The following is a 20710-nucleotide window of genomic DNA, read 5'->3' as shown; positions in this document are numbered from 1 at the left end:
AGATTCACGGTATAAATTCGATAGGTGGGGTTTTCCCACCTTTTTTGTGGCTTTTCAGAGGCAAATTGACCATTAGAGATACAATTAAGTTTGTTTAAGTATCTAATTTATTTTATGGAAGAAGCGTTACTAAAATCATTAGTGTGGACTAATTATAAATTGTTTATTTTATTATGTTTAATTTTGCCTTTAATTCTCTCTATTTGGGGATTATTAGCTCAAATTCCTTCTATACAACGTTTATTAGTAATTTTTTGGCGTGTAGCTAGTTTAATGGCTATTGCTATCTATTTATTTATTCCTGTATGGCAAGTGGGATATTTAGCATGGTTTTTAGCTCATATATTTGTAGTCATTAGCTTATGGTTTTGGGTTGATATTAACGATGAAATTAAAGATTTACCAAAAACTGCTCTGAAATTTATGGTTACGGCATGGCGTTGGGCAATCAGTTTCTATGGTACTATTAGTGCGATCTCGTTTATTCCTTTTTTACCCTGTGCTTTTTCCCCTGATGCTAGTGTTGAAATTTCTTGTCGAGTATGGTTAGAAGCACCTTGGCATTTTAAAACTTGGTTTCATCCTAATGCCACTCCTGGATTTTTAGGCTTTTTAGGAATGACAGGCTTAATTATTTATGGTATTTACTTTTTCTACTTTTTAACTTTTCGACTCATTAAACAGGGTAGAATTGCCTTAGAACAATAAGTGAATTTTTTTGATTTGTAGATAAAGATGAGTGGTAAAAAATAAAAAAAAAGAAATTATCCTATTAATTGTTATCAGTGTTTATTTACTGTCATGATTACTATTGAACAACTAGAAACCTATAGTCAACAAAATCCTCAAGAGGTTTTAATCGTCAAAGCCAGAGATAATCAAGAAGAAATAGAGATTATGATTTTTAAAGGTTTTTCCAGTAACTTAAGTGGTGCAACAGAATTTGATCCTGATTTACCTATGTTATCATCTACTGCTGAGATCCTCACTATTGATCGTTTAGTTAGCCCGTATAACCCTATCAATCCCAATTATATTCAAGGTAACTTAACACCATCAGAATTTTTAAATTTGTCCCAGAAATAAGAAATGATTTGTGAAAAATCGATGATGAGAAAAATATACTGAAGATACTGTTAGTTTTGCTTTTTACCTATTGCCTTTTTCATTAGGTTTTTTCTTAAAACTCATATAATATTACTATAGTTATTCAAATTCGTCTATAAATATTTCTCTTAACTTTTACCCTCATCAAGAATTTTTTCTTCACATAATTAAAATTAATCATTATGAATACCCAAACAAATATTAAAGCTATCAGTCAACTAATTGAGGCAGTAGAAAAAGCCGATTCAGCGAATCAGTTATTAGATGCCGTCAAAGAATTAGCAGAAAGTAAATCGACAGAAGCTATACCAACTTTAATTCAAGTATTAGGTTATAATAACCCGGGTGCTGCGGTTGCCGCTACGGATGGTTTAATTGCCATCGGTGATTCTGTCATTGAACCTTTATGGCATAGTTTAGATCAATACAACTATGGTGCAAGAGCATGGGCTGTAAGAATTTTTGCGGGAATTGGTGATATTCGGGCGTTAGATTTGTTGATAAAAACTGCGATTAATGACTTTTCTTTAAGTGTTAGACGGGCGGCGACAAAGGGCTTAGGTAGTTTACAATGGCATCAATTACCCTCAGAAAAAATTATTTCTACCCAATCTCAAATTTTAGATACTCTTTTAATTACTATAAATGATGGTGAATGGGTTGTACGTTATGCTTCAGTAGTTTCCCTTGAGAATTTATATCAGGCTATTGATTTTTGTCAGGAAAATTTGCGTAATAAAATTAAAGAAAATTTGATGCGAATAATGAATGAAGATGTCGAAATTACCATTCAAAGCCGTGCTAAACTAGCATTGAAAAAAATAGATAATAAATAACATTTTAAATGAGTCATTCCACTAATATTAAAGCCTTAGCGAGGTTGATGGCAGCAGATTTTAGCAACCAACAACAAGCATTAGATAATCCACCTTTTTTTGCACATATTAGAGTTTGTATGCGCCCATTACCTGAGTCTTTATTAGATGGTATAAGTTTATTTTTAGAACAAGCCTACGATTTTTTACCTAGTCAACCTTACCGCTTAAGAGTATTCAAGATTCAAGCAGTAGATGATCATTTAGAATTAGAACATTATAAATTAAAAGAAGAAACTAAATTTTATGGTGCTTCGAGAAATTTACAAAAATTAAAAGAATTAACTCTTGATGATATTGAAAAAATGAATGGTTGCGATATGATTGCCCATTGGAATATTGATCATTTTAAAGGTTATGTTAAACCGGGTAAAGCCTGTATTGTTGTTAGAAAAGGAAAAGAATCTTATCTTGATAATAGCTTTGAAATCAATGAAGAAAAATTAATCAGTTTTGATAGAGGAAGAGACTTGATTACTGATGAATTATTATGGGGTTCAGTTGCAGGACCATTTCATTTTACTAGAGTACAAAGTTTTGCTCATGAAGTTTAAAATAATTAGTAATTAATAATTGTTATCTCAGAGGTGAATGGTATTCGCCCAAATTAGTCATTCACTTTAATTATAAGTTAGATGAATATTGTTAGTAAAAATAATCCATTTTTAGAAAAAATTTTTGAGATTATTAATAATTCTCCCCATAAAAAAATAACCTTTGCTGAATATATGAATTTATGTTTATACGATTCAGAATATGGTTATTATAACTCAGACAAAATTATTATCGGCAACCAAGGAGACTTTTTTACTTCCTCCTCTTTATCTTCAGATTTTGGAGAATTATTAGCAATTCAACTAGAAGAATTTTGGCAAGTTTTAGGTAAACCACCTAACTTTAAATTAGTAGAAATGGGTGCAGGAAATGGTAATTTAGCTTTTGCCATTATTAATTATATTCTTCATTATTATCCTGATTTTGCTTCTCATGTTGAATATATTATTATTGAAAAATCTCAAACTTTAAAACTTCAACAAGAAAAGTTATTATTAGAGCATTTTAATGATGATATTTCAATCAAGTGGAAAGATTGGAATTCTCTTGGTGATAATTCAGTTACTGGTTGTTTTGTTAGTAATGAATTAATTGATGCCATGCCTGTTCATTTAATAAGATATTCTCAAGAAAAATTACAAGAAATATATATTACTGAAAATAATAATAAATTATTTACGATTACCGATTCTCTTTCTCATGAAAACATATCTAATTATTTTCAAATAATCGATATTCATTTTTCTAAAGATATTTATCCTGATAATTATCAAACAGAAGTAAATTTACAAGCTATTGACTGGCTTTACCAAGTATTTACTAAATTAAAACAAGGTTATTTATTGACTATTGACTATGGTTATTCCGCCCAAAAATATTATCATCCTCAACGTAGTCAAGGCACGTTAAAATGTTATTATCAACATCGTCATCATGATAACCCTTATGTCAATATTGGTAATCAAGATATTACTTGTCATGCTAATTTTACAGTCTTAGAAGAATATGGAAAATTATTTGGTTTAAGTAATCTAGGATACACAAAACAAGCATTATTTTTAATGAGTTTAGGATTAGGCGATCGTTTAAATGAATTATCCAATGGTAAAATGTCTTTAACAGAAATATTGCAAAGAAGACAACAATTGCATAGTTTAATTAATCCTGAAGGTTTAGGTAATTTTTGTGTTTTATTACAAAGTAAAAATCTCTCATTATTGCAAAATCAATCTACTTTGAAAGGATTTAGCTATAAATAATCAATAATTTTTGTTCTTAAAATAAATAGTATGAGTAAAATAAAAATAGTAATTTTTTTGAATGAGATATGGCATTGAAAATGAATTATAGAGAGGATAAACAATGAATGATGAATTAGAAATTCAACACGTCATTAAAATTAAATATGCTGATATTCAACAAAATATTATTTTAAAAAATGAAGTCTATTCTATTGGTCGTCATTCAAGCAATAATATAGTTATTCATCATCCTACCGTTTCTCGTTATCATTGTTCAATACTACCAGTAAAATATAAAGATAAAAATCAACAAGAATTATTTTGGATTATCGATGGTGATTTAAAAGGAAATCGTAGTGCAAATGGTCTATTTATTAATGGAAATAAATCTTTATCTCATGAATTAAAATCAGGAGATAAAATTACCATCGGTGGCAATGAAGTAGAAGTTATTTATTTAACTTGCTACTCTAACAGTGATGAAGAAATCACGATTCCTATACCATATATTAGTACAGATTTTGAAAATGAGAATATTGATGAGAGGATTTTTCCTGAATCACAATCAAGTATTACTATAACTAATAAAGAAGAACATGAAAACTTTTTTATACAAGAAATACTTTTTCTTTTACACAGTCAAGATACGAGATTAAATTGTCCTATTTTTACTATTAATTTAAGAGGAGAAATAACTTATACCAATAGTTATTTTAGGGATAAATTTCCTGATTTTAGGAATGATTTTAAAAGTAATCTTTTTCTTAAAAATTTACAAGAAGATTTAAAAAATACTAATAAAAACTTTTGTTTACGAGAGATAAAATATAAGGACAATTATTTTACCCAATACTCTCACTTTATTGAAAATCAAAATCAGATAAAAAGTTATATTTTTTCCTTTAATCAGCGAGATAAAATCGAAAAAGCCTTAATCGAAAATGAAGAAAAATATCGAGCAGTTGTTCGACAAATTTCTGAAGGTATTATTTTAGTTGATCCTGTTACTAAACAAATTATTGAAGCTAACCAGGCTTATTGTAGTTTAATCGGCTATTCCAATCAAGAAATTCTTACCCTAAAATTATATGATTTGATGGCAGCCGATGCTGATATTATTGATAGTATTATTCGCAAAGTACAAAAGAATCGTCTCAATTTGACTCAAGAATCAATTCATCGTAATAGTGACGGTTCTTTAATTAATGTAGAAGTTAATATTAGTACAATTTATTATAGTGCCAAAGAATTTATTTGCTACGCAGTTCGTGATATTACAGAAAGAAAATTGGCGGAAGAAATGTTACGTTATCAAGCCTGTCACGATTTATTGACAGAGTTAGGCAATCGTAATCTCTTCAACGAACAATTATACAAGGCGATCGCTCGTGCAGAACGGTATCAATATCAATTTGGTGTAATGTTTATCGATTTAGATCGGTTTAAGAACATTAATGATACATTAGGTCATGATATTGGAGATAAATTTTTACAAGCAGTAGCATATAGACTCAAAAAATGTTTACGTAGTTCCGACTTAATCGCACGATGGGGAGGAGATGAATTTACTATTTTATTATCAGAAATCAAGCAATCTGAAGATGCCTCTATTGTTTCTGAAAGAATTTTTGAATCCTTGAAAAAACCCTTTCAAGTAATGGAATATAAATTATATGGTCATCTAAGTATTGGTATTGCTATTTATCCTCAAGACGGCGACACATCAGAAACATTATTGAAAAATGCCGATATAGCTTTATATAGAATGAAAGATCAAGGAGGGAATAATTATCAATACTATAACCCCTCAATGAACCATAAAAAGAATGAATTACTACGTATGGAAGGATATTTATATGAAGCGATTAAACAAAAACAACTTGAACTATATTACCAACCACAAATTAACATAAAAACGGGAAAAATTATTGGTATGGAAGCCTTAATTCGTTGGCATCATCCCATCTTAGGCAAAGTTTCACCAGCCCAGTTTATCCCCATAGCCGAACAAACAGGCTTAATAAAATCTATTGGAGAATGGGTTTTATTTACCGCTTGTACACAGAATAAAAAATGGCAAAATTTAGGTTTACCACCATTAAAAATAGCTGTTAATTTATCCCCTAGACAATTTCAACAACAAAATTTAGTTAATCGTTTCAACGATATATTAAAACAAACAGGATTAGATCCAAAATATTTAGAACTAGAAATAACAGAAAGCAGTATCATAGAACATCCAGATCTAACTCAACATATATTAAATCAACTAATAAACTTAGGAATTTCTATTTCTATGGATGATTTTGGCTCAGGTTATTCTTCTTTGGGGTATCTAAAAAAATTTCCTTTCAATAAAATAAAAATAGATCAAAGTTTTGTAAAAGAATTAACAAATGAACCTGAAGATTTAGCCATTATTTCTGCTGTTCTTACTCTTGGGAAAGGATTTAACTTACAAGTAGTAGCGGAAGGTATTGAAACCTTAGAACAATTAACGTTATTAAAAGAATTACAGTGTGAGATGATGCAAGGATACTATTTTAGCCATCCTTTAGCCGTAGAAGATGCCACTAATTTTATTGAATCGATGTACCAAGAAAAATTTTCTTTCTAATAGAAAAACTCAATCAGAAAGTAAAAAATAAAGAAATTAATAAAAATTAACATCATTGATCGCTATCATGGTAAAATTTCTACCAGTAATTCCCAGTGAATCTGGCAGTCAAAGTGATCAACTCTGAATCCTCCCAAACGACAATTATATCTCAAACCATTGAAGTTGAGAATAATGCACCCGAAAAAATGAAAGATTCTATGAAAGAGTTCTATGAACTTCGGAATAATCTTTTAATCGGAACTATTACAATCGCTGTAATTAGCTTTATTTTAGTTGGATGTTTTTATAACTTCAATACGAGCCTAAATTATTTATTAGGAAGTTGCTTCAGTTTGGTTTACGTCAATATGTTGTCACGGGAAGTAGAACGAGTTGGAACATCAAAAAGAAGTATTGGTGCAACACGATTAGCTATTTTCGCTGGTTTGATGATCGTTGCTACTCAAAGGCAACAATTACAAGTGATTCCGATTTTTCTCGGTTTCATGACTTACAAAGCCGCTATTCTTTTTTATATTTTACCCATGAGTTTATGGGGTAATCTAAATAAATCAGAACAAAATGGCTAATTTTATGATAAATTGTCAAAGATTCCTAAAATCAGGAAAAATCTTGTTCAATGGAACTTGCAAACACAATAAATTTATTCAACTCTGTTAACTTAGCAGCTATCGAAGTTGGGGAACACTTTTACTGGGAGATCGGTAAATACAAAATACACGGACAAGTATTTCTATCCTCTTGGTTCGTCATTGGTGTTCTTCTTATTGCTTCATTTGTTGCTACTAGAAATGTCCAAAGAATCCCGACGGGTTTCCAAAATTTTATGGAATACGTCCTTGATTTCTTACGTGGTTTAGCGAAAGAGCAAATTGGTGAAAAAGAATATCGCCCTTGGGTACCTTTTATCGGCACATTATTTTTATTTATATTTGTGTCTAACTGGGCTGGGGCTTTAATTCCTTGGAAGTTGATCGAAATCCCCGAAGGAGAGTTGTCCGCTCCTACTGTTGACATCAACACTACCGTCGCATTTGCTTTATTAACATCCTTAGCTTATTTCTATGCGGGGATTAGTAAAAAAGGTTTAGGTTACTTTGCTGATTATGCACAGCCTTCTCCTATAATGGTTCCCTTCCGTGCTATTGAAGACTTTACTCGTCCTCTTTCCCTAAGTTTCCGTTTATTCGGTAATATCTTAGCGGATGAATTAGCTGTAGGGGTATTGGTTTTATTAGTACCTTTAATCGTTCCTTTACCTTTAATGGTATTAGGATTATTTACCAGTGCTATCCAAGCCTTAATCTTTGCTACCCTAGCCGCATCCTATATTGGAGAAGCTATGGAAACTCATGGGGGAGAACACCACGATTAGAGTAGGTTGGATTCATGAGTAAAACTCTACCAACCTCTATTTAACTTGGTGTTAATAAAAATAAGTCGGAATTTTATCCAACTGACTATCATAAAAACCCAAAATATAGTTAAATACTTTTTGGGATAAAATTAATGACCATTGTGTGATTAACTAACATAAGAGAAAGATTGCTCAATCAATTCTCTTATTTAAACCAAAAACTAAATTTTTTGTTGTACTAAATTAATTAAAAGGAAAAAGAAAGAATTATGGATCCATTAGTCGCTGCTGCTTCCGTCATCGCTGCTGCCTTAGCTGTTGGTATTGGAGCTATCGGACCTGGTATTGGTCAAGGTACAGCTGCTGGTCAAGCAGTAGAAGGTATCGCTCGTCAACCTGAAGCTGAAGGTAAAATTCGTGGTACTTTACTTCTCAGTTTAGCGTTCATGGAAGCGTTAACTATTTATGGTTTAGTTGTTGCATTAGTATTATTATTTGCCAATCCTTTCGCCTAATAATTTAATTAGATCTAGGATAACCCAAAGCAAAGAATTCAGTTATTAGGTTTTAGGTATTTAAGGTATTTTCTTCAAGGAAACCTAGCCTAAAGCCTAAGTACTGAACAAAATATACAATTGCAGTAATATTTCTAAGCATAATTGCAGATTAAAAAAACGGAACAAATAAATTCTGCCCCTAAGTCAAATTATGATGACACAATGCATATTATTGGCGGCTGAAACCGCAGAAGGTGGATTATTTGATATTAATGCGACTTTGCCTTTAATGGCAATTCAGTTTTTACTGTTAGCAACAATACTCAATATCCTCTTTTATAAACCTTTAGGTAAGGCTATTGATGACCGAGCAAATTATGTTCAAGGTCAGTTAGATCAAGCCAAAAAACAGAAACAAGAGGCGATCGCCCTTGCTCAAAAATACGAACAAGAATTAAAAGAAGTCCGTAAACAATCTCAAGGAATTATAGCTACTGCACAATCTGAAGCTCAAAAAATTGTATCAGATCAGGTACAACAAGCACAGCAAGAAGTAATTGTTGAGCGTCAAAAAGCCTCAGATCAAATTGAAGCAGAAAGAGTAGCGGCTTTAAGTTCCCTAGAACAAGAAGTCACTACCTTAACTAGACAGATTCTTGAGAAAGTCGTCGGACTTGAATTTGTAAAATAATCAAGGGAAAAAAGAGTCAGATATCAGGATTAGGAAAGATTAAAGAAAATCAAAGACAAGAAGATCATTAATTTTCTAGCTTATGATCATACTCGTTACTTAATACTGATGACTGAAGACTCTATCCCATATATAAGCCTAATTCCACTAAATATTAATTTATGGTGACTTTATTTTATCTAGCCACGGAAGAAACTGCCGGCGGATTTGGTATAAGTTCAGATATTCTCGGCTCTAACTTAATCAACTTAATCATCGTAATTGGGTTGTTAGTAGTCTATGGTGGAAAAATTGTGGGTAATATTCTCACAGAAAGAAGCAATAGAATCGCTGAAGAAATTCAAGAAGCGGAAAATCGTGCTTCCGTTGCTGCTAAGGCTTTAGCTGAAGGAAAAGAAAACTTAAACCAAGCTCAAGTTAAGGCTCAAAAAATCAAATCTGATGCAGAGTCCACCGCCGAAAAACTACGGGCGGAAATTTTGGCACAAGGACAAAAAGACATTGAAAGAATGAGAGCTACTGCCGTACAAGAGTTAGACTCCGAAAGGGCGAAAGTAGTAGCAGGTTTGAAAAAAAGAATTGCTGTATTAGCTCTCGAAAAGGCTGAACAGCAGTTAAGAGAAACTTTGACTGATGAAGTTCAAGGTAAGCTCATTAGTCGTGCGGTTGACCAATTAGGAGGTTAAATTTATGCAAAGTGCTATTACCGCCGAAGTAGTAGAGCCTTATGCTGAAGCCCTAATGTCCCTAGCAGAACAAAAAAATGTTACTGAGGCAATTGGTGAAGATGTCCGTAATTTATTGACATTAATCCGAGAATCAGCAGATTTAAAAACATTTTTTGCTAGTCCATTGGTGAAAGGTGAGGACAAAAAAGTTATTATCAAACAAATAACGGGGCAAATTAATCCTTATTTGCTCAACTTTTTGTTGTTATTGGTAGATAAAAAACGTATAGGTTTTATTGAAGGTGTTTTAGCTAAATATCTCGAAATTCTGCGTAAGTTGAATAACGTTGTCTTAGCTGAAGTTACGTCTGCAGTGAGACTCTATGAAGGCGATGCAGAAAAATTAGTAGAGAAGATTAAAAATCTTACCGGTGCTACTGGTGTGGAGATTCAGACTAAAATTGATCCTGATATTATTGGTGGTGTAATCATCAAAGTCGGTTCTCAAGTGTATGATGCTAGTCTGAAAGGGCAATTGCGTCGTATTAGTCTTAGTGTTCTAGGTGGAAACTAAAGTTCAGTAGTGACAACTTCAGTTGTTATTTTCATAACAATCCGAAAAGATTTACTACAAACTTTACACATAAAAATAAACTGTAAAAAGTTTAGTAAAAAGATCAATTGTATTAACAAGCAAACTTTTAAATATAAGTCGCTAAAAATAAAGGAATATGATCAGACCAGACGAAATTGCTAGTATTATTCGCCAACAGATTGAATCTTATGATCAACAGGTTCAAGTTTCTAATGTTGGCACAGTGTTACAGATAGGTGATGGTATCGCTCGTGTCTATGGCTTGGATAAAGTCATGTCCGGTGAACTTGTAGAATTTGAAGATGGCACTGTTGGTATCGCCCTTAACTTAGAAGCTGATAACGTAGGGGTTGTATTAATGGGTGACGGTATCGGCATCCAAGAAGGTAGTAACGTTAAAGCTACTGGAAAAATTGCTCAAATTCCTGTTGGCGAAGCCTTAGTCGGTAGAGTTTTAGATGCTTTAGCTCGTCCTATTGATGGTAAAGGGGAACTTGCTACCTCTGAAACTCGTTTAATCGAATCTCCTGCTCCCGGTATTATTGCTCGTAAATCAGTTTGTGAACCCATGCAAACTGGGATTACTGCGATCGATGCGATGATTCCTGTTGGTAGAGGACAACGGGAGTTAATCATCGGTGACAGACAAACAGGTAAAACTGCCATTGCTGTTGATACCATCATTAACCAAAAATCCGAAGACGTAATTTGTGTTTACGTTGCCATCGGTCAAAAAGCCTCCACCGTTGCTAACGTAGTGGATACCTTAAGAGAAAAAGGTGCTTTAGATTATACCGTAGTTGTGGCGGCTAACGCTAACGATCCAGCAACCTTACAATATTTAGCACCTTACACTGGAGCTGCGATCGCTGAGTACTTCATGTACAAAGGTAAAGCAACTCTCGTAATTTATGATGACTTATCCAAACAGGCTCAGGCTTACCGTCAGATGTCATTATTATTACGTCGTCCTCCCGGTCGTGAAGCATACCCCGGAGATGTATTCTACTTACACTCTCGCTTATTAGAAAGAGCGGCTAAACTCAGCGATGAATTAGGCGGTGGAAGTATGACTGCACTACCTATCATTGAAACCCAAGCTGGTGACGTATCTGCGTATATTCCTACCAACGTAATTTCTATTACTGATGGTCAAATCTTCCTATCTTCTGACTTGTTTAACTCTGGTTTCCGTCCTGCGATTAACGCTGGTATTTCCGTATCTCGTGTGGGATCTGCGGCTCAAACCAAAGCGATGAAACAGGTTGCAGGGAAATTAAAATTAGAACTAGCTCAGTTTGCAGAATTAGAAGCATTTTCTCAATTTGCTTCTGACTTAGATGCAGCCACTCAAGCACAATTAGCCAAAGGGCAACGTTTACGTCAGTTACTTAAACAGCCTCAAAATTCTCCTTTAGCGATTTGGGAACAAGTAGCCCAAGTATATAGTGGTATCAACGGTTTATTAGATGATATTGCTGTGGACAAAGTTGTAGAATTCGTGGCTGAGTTAAGAAACTACATCAAAAATAATAAGCCTAAATTTGTGGAAATTCTTAGCAATGAGAAAAAATTAACGGACGAAGCTGAAACCTTATTGAAAGAAGCGATCGTCGAAACTAAACAGGCTTTCTCAGCTTAATTTAATTGATTACTCTTTGATTTTTTGGTGGGCATTGCCCACCTGATTTGAGTAACATTTTCAATTCGATCTTTTCCATTATCAATTAATATTATGTCTAATTTAAAAGCGATACGCGATCGCATTGATTCAGTAAAAAATACAAAAAAAATTACTGAAGCGATGCGTCTAGTAGCGGCGGCGAAAGTTAGAAGAGCACAAGAGCAAGTTACAGCTACCCGCCCTTTTGCGGACACTTTAGCACAAGTTCTTTACGGCTTACAAAATCGTCTCCGCTTTGAAGATGTTGACTTGCCTTTGCTGAAGGAAAGAGAAGTTAAAACTGTTGCTTTATTTGTTGTAACAGGTGATCGTGGCTTATGTGGTGGTTACAATACTAACGTAATCAAAAAAGCAGAACAAAGGGCTGCAGAATTAAAAGCTCAAGGCATCAACTACACTTATGTAACGGTAGGAAGAAAATCGAATCAATATTTTAAACGTAGAAATGAACCAATCATTCAAAAATATTTTGGTTTAGAACAAATTCCCACGGCAAAAGAATCCGGTGCAATGGCTGACGAATTGTTATCTTTCTTTTTTTCTAATAATGTTGATCGGGTAGAATTAATCTATACTCGTTTTGTATCTTTAATTAGTTCAGAACCAGTTATTCAAACTCTATTACCTTTAACTCCCCAAGGTTTAGAAGTTAAAGACGATGAAATTTTCCGTTTAACAGTGCGTGGTGGTGCGTTTAAAGTTGAAAGAGAAACCATTGCTAACACGGTGGATAACTTTCCTAGAGAGATGATTTTTGAACAAGATCCAGTTCAAATTCTTGACTCTCTTTTACCCTTATACATCAATAATCAATTATTGAGAGCATTACAAGAGTCTGCTGCCAGTGAATTAGCGGCAAGAATGACTGCTATGAGTAATGCTAGTGAAAATGCTAAAGAATTAATGAAAACCTTGACTCTTTCTTATAACAAAGCTCGTCAAGCATCTATTACTCAACAAATTCTTGAAGTGGTATCTGGTGCAAATGCTTTAGGTTAACTTATCAAGAATTAAAACAAAATTAAGCCTTTCTCTAATAGAGGAAGGCTTTTTCCGTAAGCCCTATTTATTTATGTTATTTGTGAAAAAATAGTGATTAATTTTTAAACGAAAAACAGGATTACTTTTCCATAAATAATAAAGATAAGTACTAACAATAATTAATAAACAAATAAAACCTAAAGTATTATAAATATTAATAATTTTATTAATACTCCAACCAATATCATTTAAAACGTTCAAATCCCCTCCAGAATCTCCTCTTCCTCCCCAAAAAGTGCCCCAAGGAATTTGATCTTTACCTCTAGCAATTCTATGCCACTTTGTAAAACTTCCCCAAAAAGTAACTGCACCAATTATTAAAGCAAAAAAACGCCAAAATTCCCAATAAAATTTCTTAGGTAAACGCCAATAAAAAGCAATAATTAATAAAGTACTTAAATAAAATTCGCCACCAATTCCTCCAAAATATAATAACATTTCATAAGTAGAATAAGAGATTTTCCATGTTAAAATAAATTGAACAATACCTAAAATAACACAACCAATCATAGTATTTTTTTTCTGTTCTTTCCAACCATGATAAAAGGTTAAACTAATCAGAATTAAAAGACCTAAATAAACAAAAAATGAACGATTAGGAGAGATAATTGTTCCAGCAAACGTTACCATTGCACGATAACCAGAAAGCCATGCTACAGTTCCATGACCAAATTCATGAATCCACATACTGATAAACCACGCCAACGGATCAATAAAATTAACGACAAAGGCAATCAAAAAAGCAAAAGGTAAACCGTAAGTATTAGTATTTATTTCCGCTTCTTTTAAGAGAATATTTGTGTTATATTTATAGGCTTTATAGGCATAAATTCCTGTACAAATTATGATTTTTTCTTGCCAAATTAAGTTATTGTTATAATCCATACTAGAAATAACAACAGAAATTTCTGAATCCTTTAGAGTTTGATGAAGAATATCATAAATTAATTTAGTTATAACTACTTTTTTAGTTGGTTTAATATTATTAAAAATAATTTGTAAATCATTAGGATTAGATTCTACTTTTACTTTGATTCCTAAATCTTTTAATTGTTTATTAATCGTCTTCTCTAAAAAAGATTGATAACGGTTTTTTTCTTTTTTAGCTTTTTTTTCTTCGTTATTTTGATAATATTCTATTAATTGAGAATGAGCTTGTTTTAAATCAACCAAATCTTGTTTATTATTGGTTTTTAATTTGTCCCCAATAAGTTTATAATAACTTGCTTCAATATCTTCTAATGTTGCTTCTGAAGAAAGATTCAGTATTTTATAACATTCTTCAAGGGTTAAATTATCCATTTTTTCAAGGATATTGCGACTAATCTTTATTCAAAATATATCATCAATTTTAACTACACAATATATTTTTTTTTACCGTCTCATTGGCTCTGAATCCGACTAAAACTGCTTCATTTTCCTTAACAAATAAAGGTCTTTTTAGTAACATTGCATCTTGAGAAAAAGCAATCACCCATTCCTCTGGCGTCCAAGAATTTTTTTCTTCTCCCAAGGCACGATAAGACAATCCAGAAGTGTTACGCATAGATTTAACCCCAAGAGACTTAACCCAACTAGCAATAGTATTTATATCTGGTGGATTTTCTTTAGTATTAATAAATTGATATTCAACATTATTTTCGTCTAACCATTGTAAGGCTTTTTTGCAAGTACTACAGTTAGGAATCCCAAAAACTAAAAGTGTCATTTTTTGAATCGATTTTTTATAGTTAGTTAAATATTATCTTTGATAATGTCAACTAAATAATTAATATAAAATTATCACATTATTATTGTACAATAACAAATATATGACGTTATAATGAATTAGTGTCGTCCAATAATAAGACTCTTCAAATCTTTATATGGCAATAATAATTATACCCCAGAACTCCACAAAAGATGATCTTGATCGCACCTTAAACTAGATTAACAAATTAAGTGTCATTTTCCCTAGAAATAACAAATTAAATGTCTTAAAATTAGTATAAAACTATTGTAATTTTATTGAATATTATTGGAAACGTTATGACCATCGATGATCAATTTTCTGATTCTCCAGAGTTGATCTCCCAACTTTCTCCTGAAGAACAAAAAATCGCTCATTTCATTGAAGATTTACTTCAACCTTGAGCCACCGAAAGCACAGCGTAGCTGTACGAAAAACCTACGGAGAAAAGTTGAAACAAGCATCAACTCAATTGAATAAGTCAGTTAGAACTATCCAAAGATACGTTAAGCAATGGCAAGAAAATGGTTTAGTCGGTATTGCTCAAAATAATCGAACCGATAAAGGTTTTTATCCTATTGATCGACGCTTACAGGATTTCATTGTTAAAACCTATCGTGAAGGAAACAAAGGTAGTAAATCAATGACTCCTAAACAAGTTTATTTACGCGCAGTTGCCCAACCCAAAAATTAGGATATTAAACAACCCTCTCACATGATTATTTATCGAATTTTGAATCATATTATTGAGGAGAAAGAAAATAAAAAAGAATTAGAAGTTCTGGTTGGAGAGGTTCTCAGTCTACTTCCCCTGAAGAGTTACAGAAGTTAAGTGAGATTCTACAAGTAAAAATGGCAACCTTACAAACAATGTTTCCTTCTGCCCCTATGAAAATGACTCTCATTCGTCTTTGTTCTGTTTGTTATGGGGAAAAACAAACCATATCATAAAATGGAATGGCAGTATAAGGAGATTTATAGGTGCGTGCAGCAAAGCGGATCAGTGCATGGCATGATCGACATCAAATGAAACTGTTATCGGAATGTCCCAATTGTGGGGCAAGATTCAAGTTTCCTAGTTTTATTCCTTTTGCCTAGATCGAGATGAAGAAAGATAGTTAATATTAACCAAAAATTAACATACAATGATATTGCCCCAATCAATCAAGATCTGTGCAAATAAATATTCAAAAACAAATAAAACATAAAAAATACACTGTTGTAGATTTATTCTCTGGCTGTGGAGGTCTTAGCTATGGTTTTGAATTAACTAATAAATTTGAAATAAAATTAGCAATTGATCATGATAAAAAAGCATTAGAAACACTGAAATTTAACAAGCCTAGTATTAGTATTTTCCATGAAGATATAAGAAATATTAATCCTGAATCAATAATTGAAAAATATGGTTCGATAGATTTAGTGATAGGTGGACCACCGTGTCAAGGTTTTTCTATCGCGGGAAAAAGAGAATTTAAAGATGATAGAAATAATTTATTTTTAGAGTTTATTCGATTTGTAAAGTATTTAAGACCTAAAATGTTTGTGCTGGAAAACGTTACTGGTTTTACTAATTTATACAAAGGTAAAGCTAAAGAATTATTCAAAGAAAAAATGAATATTTTGGGCTATCACGTTCAAGATAAAATTTTACTAGCTTCAGATTATGGCGTTCCTCAAATACGAAAAAGAGTTTTTTTTATAGGAAATATATATGGAAAAAATTTTATTTATCCCGAAGTCAAATTAAAGGAAAAAGATTATATTACTTGTGAGATGGCTATATCTGATTTACCTTCTTTAATTAATGAAGTAGGTTATGAAGGGATGAATTATCCTACTAATCCAGAATCGGAATATCAAAAACTAATGCGACATAATTCAGAGTTAATCTACAATCACATTGCAACAAAACACAGTCCTAAGATAATTGAAACTATTAAACTTGTTCCCGAAGGTGGTAATTATAAAAATTTACCACTAGAATTACAAAAAACACGAAATTTTAATATTGCATGGACAAGGTATCACAGCAAAAAACCTTCTAATACAATTGATACAGGACATCGTCATTATTTTCACTATAAATATAATCGAGTTCCTACAGTTAGAGAACACGCAAGATTACAGTCTTTCCCTGATTCTTTTCGCTTTATGGGCAACAAAACAAATCAAAATAGACAAGTGGGTAATGCAGTACCTCCTTTATTAGCGAAAGCCCTAGCAGAATCTATTTATAATTTTTTGTAAGAAAACAAAAAAATAATTATGTATCATATACCTAATAAATATTATTATAGACTTCATCAAATTAGACCTCGATTTAAAAATGATGTTGAAAATGTCTTAATTTACATGGCAACTTGTTTAAGTAACTTGTCAGAAATGCCAATTGATAAATTTGCGAAAGCTATGAATAATGCTATTAAATTATTCCCTGGAAATGCTAACAAAAAAGATAAAACTATTAATAATTGGAGGACAGAAATTTCTGCTCTATTTGGATTAATTGAAACCAACTCTATAAATCAAAAAAGTAAGCCTTCTAACTTAGCTTTTAGACTTAGCGAAAATCAGGATTTAGTAGAATTTTTTAAATACTTTTTATTTTATTTTCAGTATCCTGGTGGTTATTTAAAGCCTCATGAAATATTAGATTATATAAATCAAGGAATACTTTTTAAACCAGTTAGTTACCTAATAAAAGTCTTACAAGAAGGCGAAAAAATAACTGAAGGTAGATTTTACATAGATAAAGCAGAAGCCACTCATTGTATATTTAACGATTTACGGGTAACTCGTCAAAATAACCCCAGAAAACCAAAAAATACGGCATATTTAGTCATTCATAATCGAAAAAATAATATTAATTATAATTGGACAGGTGATGTAATTAGATATGCAGGTGATATTTTAGATTACATGGTTATTGCCGATTTATTAGTTTGTCACGGCAATAAATTTTATCTAAACAATAAGAATCAAGAGGTGATTGTCTCTTTTATTGAAAATGAAGTAATATTTTTAGATTATATTCCTCTTTATAAAAAATTAAACTTAAATATTAGTGATATTAAATCATTAAATGATGCTTGGTTTTATTTCGTTAATTCTAAATTAGATCAAGAAATTTTCAAGACAGATTTATATAAGTATTTAGGTGTTGATTCAACTACTTACCAAGATTTGGTTTTAGACTCTATTAATGAATTTGAAAGCAAACTTGAACAAGGGGTACAAATAAAAACAAAGGAAATTGGTGATTTCGGAGAAGGATTAGTTTTAGGACATGAAAAAATGAGGATAAAACTAGGAAAAAGAGAAGATTTACTCCATCTAATTCAAAAAATTCCGACACAATTTGCTGTTGGTTATGATATTCAATCTGTAGAACTTGATGAAAGAAAAAGATATATAGAAGTAAAAACAACCATTAGTAATAAAAAAATTAATTTTTTTAGTTTTCACTTAACGCCGAATGAATGGAATACTGCAGAATCATTAAAAGACAGATATTATGTTTATCGACTTGCAATATCAAAAATAAATAGAGAATTACATTTAATTCAAGATCCAGTTGGATTATATAAGTCTAATAAAATAACAATGTCACCTAAAGACGGTGCTGACATAACATTTACGGAGGAATCTTCTCAAAAAGAGCAATTATTATTATGGATAGACTAAAAGTATTATCACTTTTTAGCGGTTGTGGTGGCATGGACTTGGGCATACTAGGTAATTTTAAATACTTGAACCAAAATTATCATAAATTGCCGACAGAAATTGTTTATGCTATCGATAATGATCCTTCTGCCGTTGAAATTTATAACGCAAATTTTCAACATAATTGTTTGTTGGGGGATATAAAAACCATTAATGAAAAAGAGCTACCTAATCACGATATTTTAATGGGCGGATTTCCTTGTCAATCATTTTCTATTGTTGCGCAGAATCCCCCTAGATTAGGTATAAAAGATGAAAAAGGTCAATTATTCTTTGAAATATGTCGAATTTTAAAAGAAAAACAGCCGAGATTTTTTATCGCTGAAAATGTAAAAGGAATTTTATCCGCTAATCAAAAAAGGGCTTTTCCTTTGATTATTCAAGAATTTCAAAAAGTCGGTTATAACATTTCTTATCAAGTATTTAATGCCTCTGATTATGGTATACCTCAAAAAAGAGAAAGAGTTTTTATTATCGGATTTAAACATTTTGAAGATTGTTTTAAATTTCAATTTCCTCAACCAATAACCACCAGAAATAAAATACCTCTTAAATTAGTTTTAGATGAGCAAATAGAAGATAAATATTTCTTTTCTCAGAAAGCAGTTGATGGAATGCTAAAGGCAAAAGAAACGATGAATAAAGGAAGGGTACAAAATATTGATGAGCCTTGTAATACTATTAGTGCTCATTTAGCCAAAGTTAGTTTAAATAGCACAGATCCTGTTTTAAAAGAAGGTCAATTATATAGGCGTTTCACACCAAGAGAAACAGCTAGAATACAGTCTTTCCCTGATAATTTTAGATTAGATGTGGTTTCCGAAAATCGTCAATATAAAGCGATTGGCAATGCTGTTCCGCCTGTTTTAATGTGGCATATTTCACAACAAATAATTAACTTAATAGTAGAAGAAGAAAAACAAAAATACTCTCTTGAGTGTGCTTAAAATGGAATTTATTAAGCGCAATCAATTGATAATAAATCAAATGGTAGTGGTGTACAAGTAGTGATTTTCTGCTCTGAAACTATTATCCAATCATTTTCAAATCACTACATCTACAGGACTACCGAGATTCATTTTTGCTCACTTCAACCCACCTTCTCTGTTAATTTTTGATGAATTTGATCAATCCACAAAGGCACGATCGCCTTCCCCTCTTCTAAAAGTGCGATCGCATCTTCCCGTTGATAAGGCAATAACTCAACACTACCATCATGAGCAATTACCATAAAACGCTTCTTAAAGTCCGCATCGGTAAATGATGGCTCTTTTTCCCTCAAATCATTGAGGATTTTTTGTGCCATCTCTAAATTCAAACCAACAGAAAGCATATATACCATTACCGACACCTCTACCAACTCCACAAAAGAATAGTAGATTGTCTTTCCCGTACCTGTCCCCATAATAAAAGGCACAATAATCTCCTTCTCCTTCCAATACTGGAATTGCCGGAGGGAACAACCCGTAATTAATGATATATCTTTAATACTAAAAAATAATTCCTGTTTCATAAGCAGAATTATAAAATGATTTGCTATTATACAATTACATTTTATTAAACAATGACGTAAGCAATGGCTCAGGTAACTATTCAATGTTGTTTAATCCTTAGATACTCAACGAATACGGTATGTTGAAATAAGAAAATACCTTCTTTAGGGTTTATAGTATTAACAGTGCCGTAGATCCAGTTTTCATAACCTCTGTTCTATGGAAAATGAGGAGTAGTTTACTTTTTCCTAGAAGTTTGCTTTCTGCTCCTGCTAATTACTTGCCCTGATGCTAACTATCTACGGGGATAGAAACTAGACGCACTCCCAGCAACAAAGATCTAAGTGTACTGCTATAGCGGTTAGCAAATAACTTCCGAGCAAGGAAGAATTCTATTTGAGAATTGAAAGCGAGTCCCGTCAGTTCCTAATTAGATGAAATTAACTGGTTATCACGTCATTTAATTTGTTAAGACGACACTAATCTGTTACCAATGACAAATAATCTGTTATTGTACAACACTATTATTTTATAAACTATAAACATATTGATTTATTAGACGGGACTGACGGGACTCGAACCCGCGACCTTCCGCGTGACAGGCGGACGCTCTAACCAGCTGAGCTACAATCCCATTTGATTTGACTCACGTGTTCTATGTTAACGAACTTAAAAACAATTGTCAATATAAATTTTAAAATTTTCTTAAACAAACGGTAAATAGTAGATAATATCAGGGTTATCAAAAAAAAGTATGCAAATCTTGACTTTTAATTGGTTAAAAATACTCTTATTGTTACAATAACCACTTAGTTCTATCGATAATAGAGT

The 20710-nt window shown here is 32.0% G+C and carries 21 protein-coding genes and 1 tRNA gene; 18 read left to right on the top strand and 4 right to left on the bottom strand.

Annotated elements, in window-relative coordinates; all coding sequences use genetic code 11:
* Positions 1-114: 114 nt before the first annotated feature.
* The 14 genes from GM3708_RS16310 to GM3708_RS16245 all read left to right on the top strand — a co-directional run bounded on the left by GM3708_RS16310 (position 115) and on the right by GM3708_RS16245 (position 12889).
* Positions 115-708, top strand: a complete 594-nt coding sequence (locus tag GM3708_RS16310; RefSeq protein ID WP_066349089.1) for a DUF3177 family protein — start codon at positions 115-117, stop codon at positions 706-708.
* A gap of 93 nt (positions 709-801) precedes the next feature.
* Positions 802-1086, top strand: coding sequence for a hypothetical protein (locus GM3708_RS16305; protein WP_066349087.1), 285 nt, complete (start codon positions 802-804; stop codon positions 1084-1086).
* A gap of 203 nt (positions 1087-1289) precedes the next feature.
* Positions 1290-1943, top strand: coding sequence for a HEAT repeat domain-containing protein (locus tag GM3708_RS16300; RefSeq protein WP_066349086.1), 654 nt, complete (start codon positions 1290-1292; stop codon positions 1941-1943).
* An 8-nt stretch (positions 1944-1951) separates the two neighbouring features.
* Complete coding sequence (locus tag GM3708_RS16295) at positions 1952-2536, top strand: chromophore lyase CpcT/CpeT (protein WP_066349085.1); 585 nt, start codon at positions 1952-1954, stop codon at positions 2534-2536.
* 81 nt (positions 2537-2617) lie between these two features.
* A complete protein-coding gene (locus GM3708_RS16290) occupies positions 2618-3796 on the top strand; it encodes a class I SAM-dependent methyltransferase (RefSeq protein WP_066349084.1) in 1179 nt (392 codons plus the stop codon).
* Between the two features lie 103 nt (positions 3797-3899).
* On the top strand, positions 3900-6395 hold the full coding sequence (locus GM3708_RS16285; RefSeq protein ID WP_066349080.1) for an EAL domain-containing protein: 2496 nt from the start codon (positions 3900-3902) through the stop codon (positions 6393-6395).
* Between the two features lie 113 nt (positions 6396-6508).
* Positions 6509-6967, top strand: a complete 459-nt coding sequence (locus GM3708_RS16280; RefSeq protein WP_066349529.1) for an ATP synthase I — start codon at positions 6509-6511, stop codon at positions 6965-6967.
* 50 nt (positions 6968-7017) lie between these two features.
* Positions 7018-7773, top strand: a complete 756-nt coding sequence (gene atpB / locus GM3708_RS16275; protein ID WP_066349079.1) for a F0F1 ATP synthase subunit A — start codon at positions 7018-7020, stop codon at positions 7771-7773.
* Positions 7774-8024: 251 nt separating this feature from the next.
* Positions 8025-8270, top strand: a complete 246-nt coding sequence (gene atpE, locus GM3708_RS16270; RefSeq protein ID WP_066349078.1) for an ATP synthase F0 subunit C — start codon at positions 8025-8027, stop codon at positions 8268-8270.
* A gap of 196 nt (positions 8271-8466) precedes the next feature.
* Complete coding sequence (locus tag GM3708_RS16265; RefSeq protein WP_082714171.1) at positions 8467-8943, top strand: F0F1 ATP synthase subunit B'; 477 nt, start codon at positions 8467-8469, stop codon at positions 8941-8943.
* 161 nt (positions 8944-9104) lie between these two features.
* Positions 9105-9629 (top strand): F0F1 ATP synthase subunit B, encoded by a 525-nt coding sequence (locus tag GM3708_RS16260; protein WP_066349075.1) that lies wholly within the window; start codon positions 9105-9107, stop codon positions 9627-9629.
* Positions 9630-9633: 4 nt separating this feature from the next.
* Positions 9634-10185, top strand: a complete 552-nt coding sequence (atpH, locus tag GM3708_RS16255; protein ID WP_066349074.1) for an ATP synthase F1 subunit delta — start codon at positions 9634-9636, stop codon at positions 10183-10185.
* 157 nt (positions 10186-10342) lie between these two features.
* Positions 10343-11848 (top strand): F0F1 ATP synthase subunit alpha, encoded by a 1506-nt coding sequence (gene atpA, locus GM3708_RS16250; RefSeq protein WP_066349072.1) that lies wholly within the window; start codon positions 10343-10345, stop codon positions 11846-11848.
* A gap of 93 nt (positions 11849-11941) precedes the next feature.
* Entirely contained in the window at positions 11942-12889 is a 948-nt protein-coding gene (locus GM3708_RS16245) for a F0F1 ATP synthase subunit gamma (RefSeq protein ID WP_066349070.1), read from the top strand.
* A gap of 63 nt (positions 12890-12952) precedes the next feature.
* Here GM3708_RS16245 and GM3708_RS16240 read toward each other — a convergent pair whose 3' ends face one another.
* A complete protein-coding gene (locus tag GM3708_RS16240; RefSeq protein WP_066349068.1) occupies positions 12953-14233 on the bottom strand; it encodes a molecular chaperone DnaJ in 1281 nt (426 codons plus the stop codon).
* A gap of 49 nt (positions 14234-14282) precedes the next feature.
* Positions 14283-14639: a Spx/MgsR family RNA polymerase-binding regulatory protein gene (locus tag GM3708_RS16235; RefSeq protein ID WP_066349066.1), complete on the bottom strand. Its 357-nt coding sequence runs from the start codon at positions 14637-14639 to the stop codon at positions 14283-14285.
* 472 nt (positions 14640-15111) lie between these two features.
* Here GM3708_RS16235 and GM3708_RS16230 point away from each other — a divergent pair, with 472 nt between their 5' ends.
* The 4 genes from GM3708_RS16230 to dcm all read left to right on the top strand — a co-directional run bounded on the left by GM3708_RS16230 (position 15112) and on the right by dcm (position 19333).
* Complete coding sequence (locus GM3708_RS16230) at positions 15112-15354, top strand: helix-turn-helix domain-containing protein (protein ID WP_066349065.1); 243 nt, start codon at positions 15112-15114, stop codon at positions 15352-15354.
* A gap of 479 nt (positions 15355-15833) precedes the next feature.
* Complete coding sequence (locus GM3708_RS16225) at positions 15834-16910, top strand: DNA cytosine methyltransferase (RefSeq protein WP_231932992.1); 1077 nt, start codon at positions 15834-15836, stop codon at positions 16908-16910.
* Between the two features lie 18 nt (positions 16911-16928).
* Positions 16929-18347 (top strand): protein NO VEIN domain-containing protein, encoded by a 1419-nt coding sequence (locus tag GM3708_RS16220; protein WP_066349064.1) that lies wholly within the window; start codon positions 16929-16931, stop codon positions 18345-18347.
* Positions 18335-19333 carry a DNA (cytosine-5-)-methyltransferase gene (dcm, locus tag GM3708_RS16215; protein ID WP_066349062.1) on the top strand — a complete coding sequence of 333 codons (999 nt, stop codon included), beginning with the start codon at positions 18335-18337 and terminating at the stop codon, positions 19331-19333. Before GM3708_RS16220 ends, dcm begins: the two co-directional genes overlap by 13 nt.
* Before the next feature lie 143 nt (positions 19334-19476).
* Here dcm and GM3708_RS16210 read toward each other — a convergent pair whose 3' ends face one another.
* Complete coding sequence (locus GM3708_RS16210; RefSeq protein WP_066349060.1) at positions 19477-19899, bottom strand: MerR family transcriptional regulator; 423 nt, start codon at positions 19897-19899, stop codon at positions 19477-19479.
* 540 nt (positions 19900-20439) lie between these two features.
* Positions 20440-20513 (bottom strand) — tRNA-Asp (locus GM3708_RS16205).
* Positions 20514-20710: the final 197 nt, after the last annotated feature.

The sequence above is a fragment of the Geminocystis sp. NIES-3708 genome (genome assembly GCF_001548095.1).
In the GTDB taxonomy this organism is placed as follows: Bacteria; Cyanobacteriota; Cyanobacteriia; order Cyanobacteriales; family Cyanobacteriaceae; genus Geminocystis.
The sequence above is the reverse complement of the archived record's forward strand: the minus strand, read 5'-3'. Positions and strand labels throughout refer to the sequence as shown.

What these genes read in the sequence shown, in the direction of transcription:
- GM3708_RS16310 (WP_066349089.1), top strand. Translation starts at nt 115, where the DNA reads ATGGAAGAAGCGTTACTAAAATCATTAGTGTGGACTAATTATAAATTG.
- GM3708_RS16305 (WP_066349087.1), top strand. Translation starts at nt 802, where the DNA reads ATGATTACTATTGAACAACTAGAAACCTATAGTCAACAAAATCCTCAA.
- GM3708_RS16300 (WP_066349086.1), top strand. Translation starts at nt 1,290, where the DNA reads ATGAATACCCAAACAAATATTAAAGCTATCAGTCAACTAATTGAGGCA.
- GM3708_RS16295 (WP_066349085.1), top strand. Translation starts at nt 1,952, where the DNA reads ATGAGTCATTCCACTAATATTAAAGCCTTAGCGAGGTTGATGGCAGCA.
- GM3708_RS16290 (WP_066349084.1), top strand. Translation starts at nt 2,618, where the DNA reads ATGAATATTGTTAGTAAAAATAATCCATTTTTAGAAAAAATTTTTGAG.
- GM3708_RS16285 (WP_066349080.1), top strand. Translation starts at nt 3,900, where the DNA reads ATGAATGATGAATTAGAAATTCAACACGTCATTAAAATTAAATATGCT.
- atpB (WP_066349079.1), top strand. Translation starts at nt 7,018, where the DNA reads ATGGAACTTGCAAACACAATAAATTTATTCAACTCTGTTAACTTAGCA.
- atpE (WP_066349078.1), top strand. Translation starts at nt 8,025, where the DNA reads ATGGATCCATTAGTCGCTGCTGCTTCCGTCATCGCTGCTGCCTTAGCT.
- GM3708_RS16265 (WP_082714171.1), top strand. Translation starts at nt 8,467, where the DNA reads ATGACACAATGCATATTATTGGCGGCTGAAACCGCAGAAGGTGGATTA.
- GM3708_RS16260 (WP_066349075.1), top strand. Translation starts at nt 9,105, where the DNA reads ATGGTGACTTTATTTTATCTAGCCACGGAAGAAACTGCCGGCGGATTT.
- atpH (WP_066349074.1), top strand. Translation starts at nt 9,634, where the DNA reads ATGCAAAGTGCTATTACCGCCGAAGTAGTAGAGCCTTATGCTGAAGCC.
- atpA (WP_066349072.1), top strand. Translation starts at nt 10,343, where the DNA reads ATGATCAGACCAGACGAAATTGCTAGTATTATTCGCCAACAGATTGAA.
- GM3708_RS16245 (WP_066349070.1), top strand. Translation starts at nt 11,942, where the DNA reads ATGTCTAATTTAAAAGCGATACGCGATCGCATTGATTCAGTAAAAAAT.
- GM3708_RS16240 (WP_066349068.1), bottom strand. Translation starts at nt 14,233, where the DNA reads ATGGATAATTTAACCCTTGAAGAATGTTATAAAATACTGAATCTTTCT.
- GM3708_RS16235 (WP_066349066.1), bottom strand. Translation starts at nt 14,639, where the DNA reads ATGACACTTTTAGTTTTTGGGATTCCTAACTGTAGTACTTGCAAAAAA.
- GM3708_RS16220 (WP_066349064.1), top strand. Translation starts at nt 16,929, where the DNA reads ATGTATCATATACCTAATAAATATTATTATAGACTTCATCAAATTAGA.
- dcm (WP_066349062.1), top strand. Translation starts at nt 18,335, where the DNA reads ATGGATAGACTAAAAGTATTATCACTTTTTAGCGGTTGTGGTGGCATG.
- GM3708_RS16210 (WP_066349060.1), bottom strand. Translation starts at nt 19,899, where the DNA reads ATGAAACAGGAATTATTTTTTAGTATTAAAGATATATCATTAATTACG.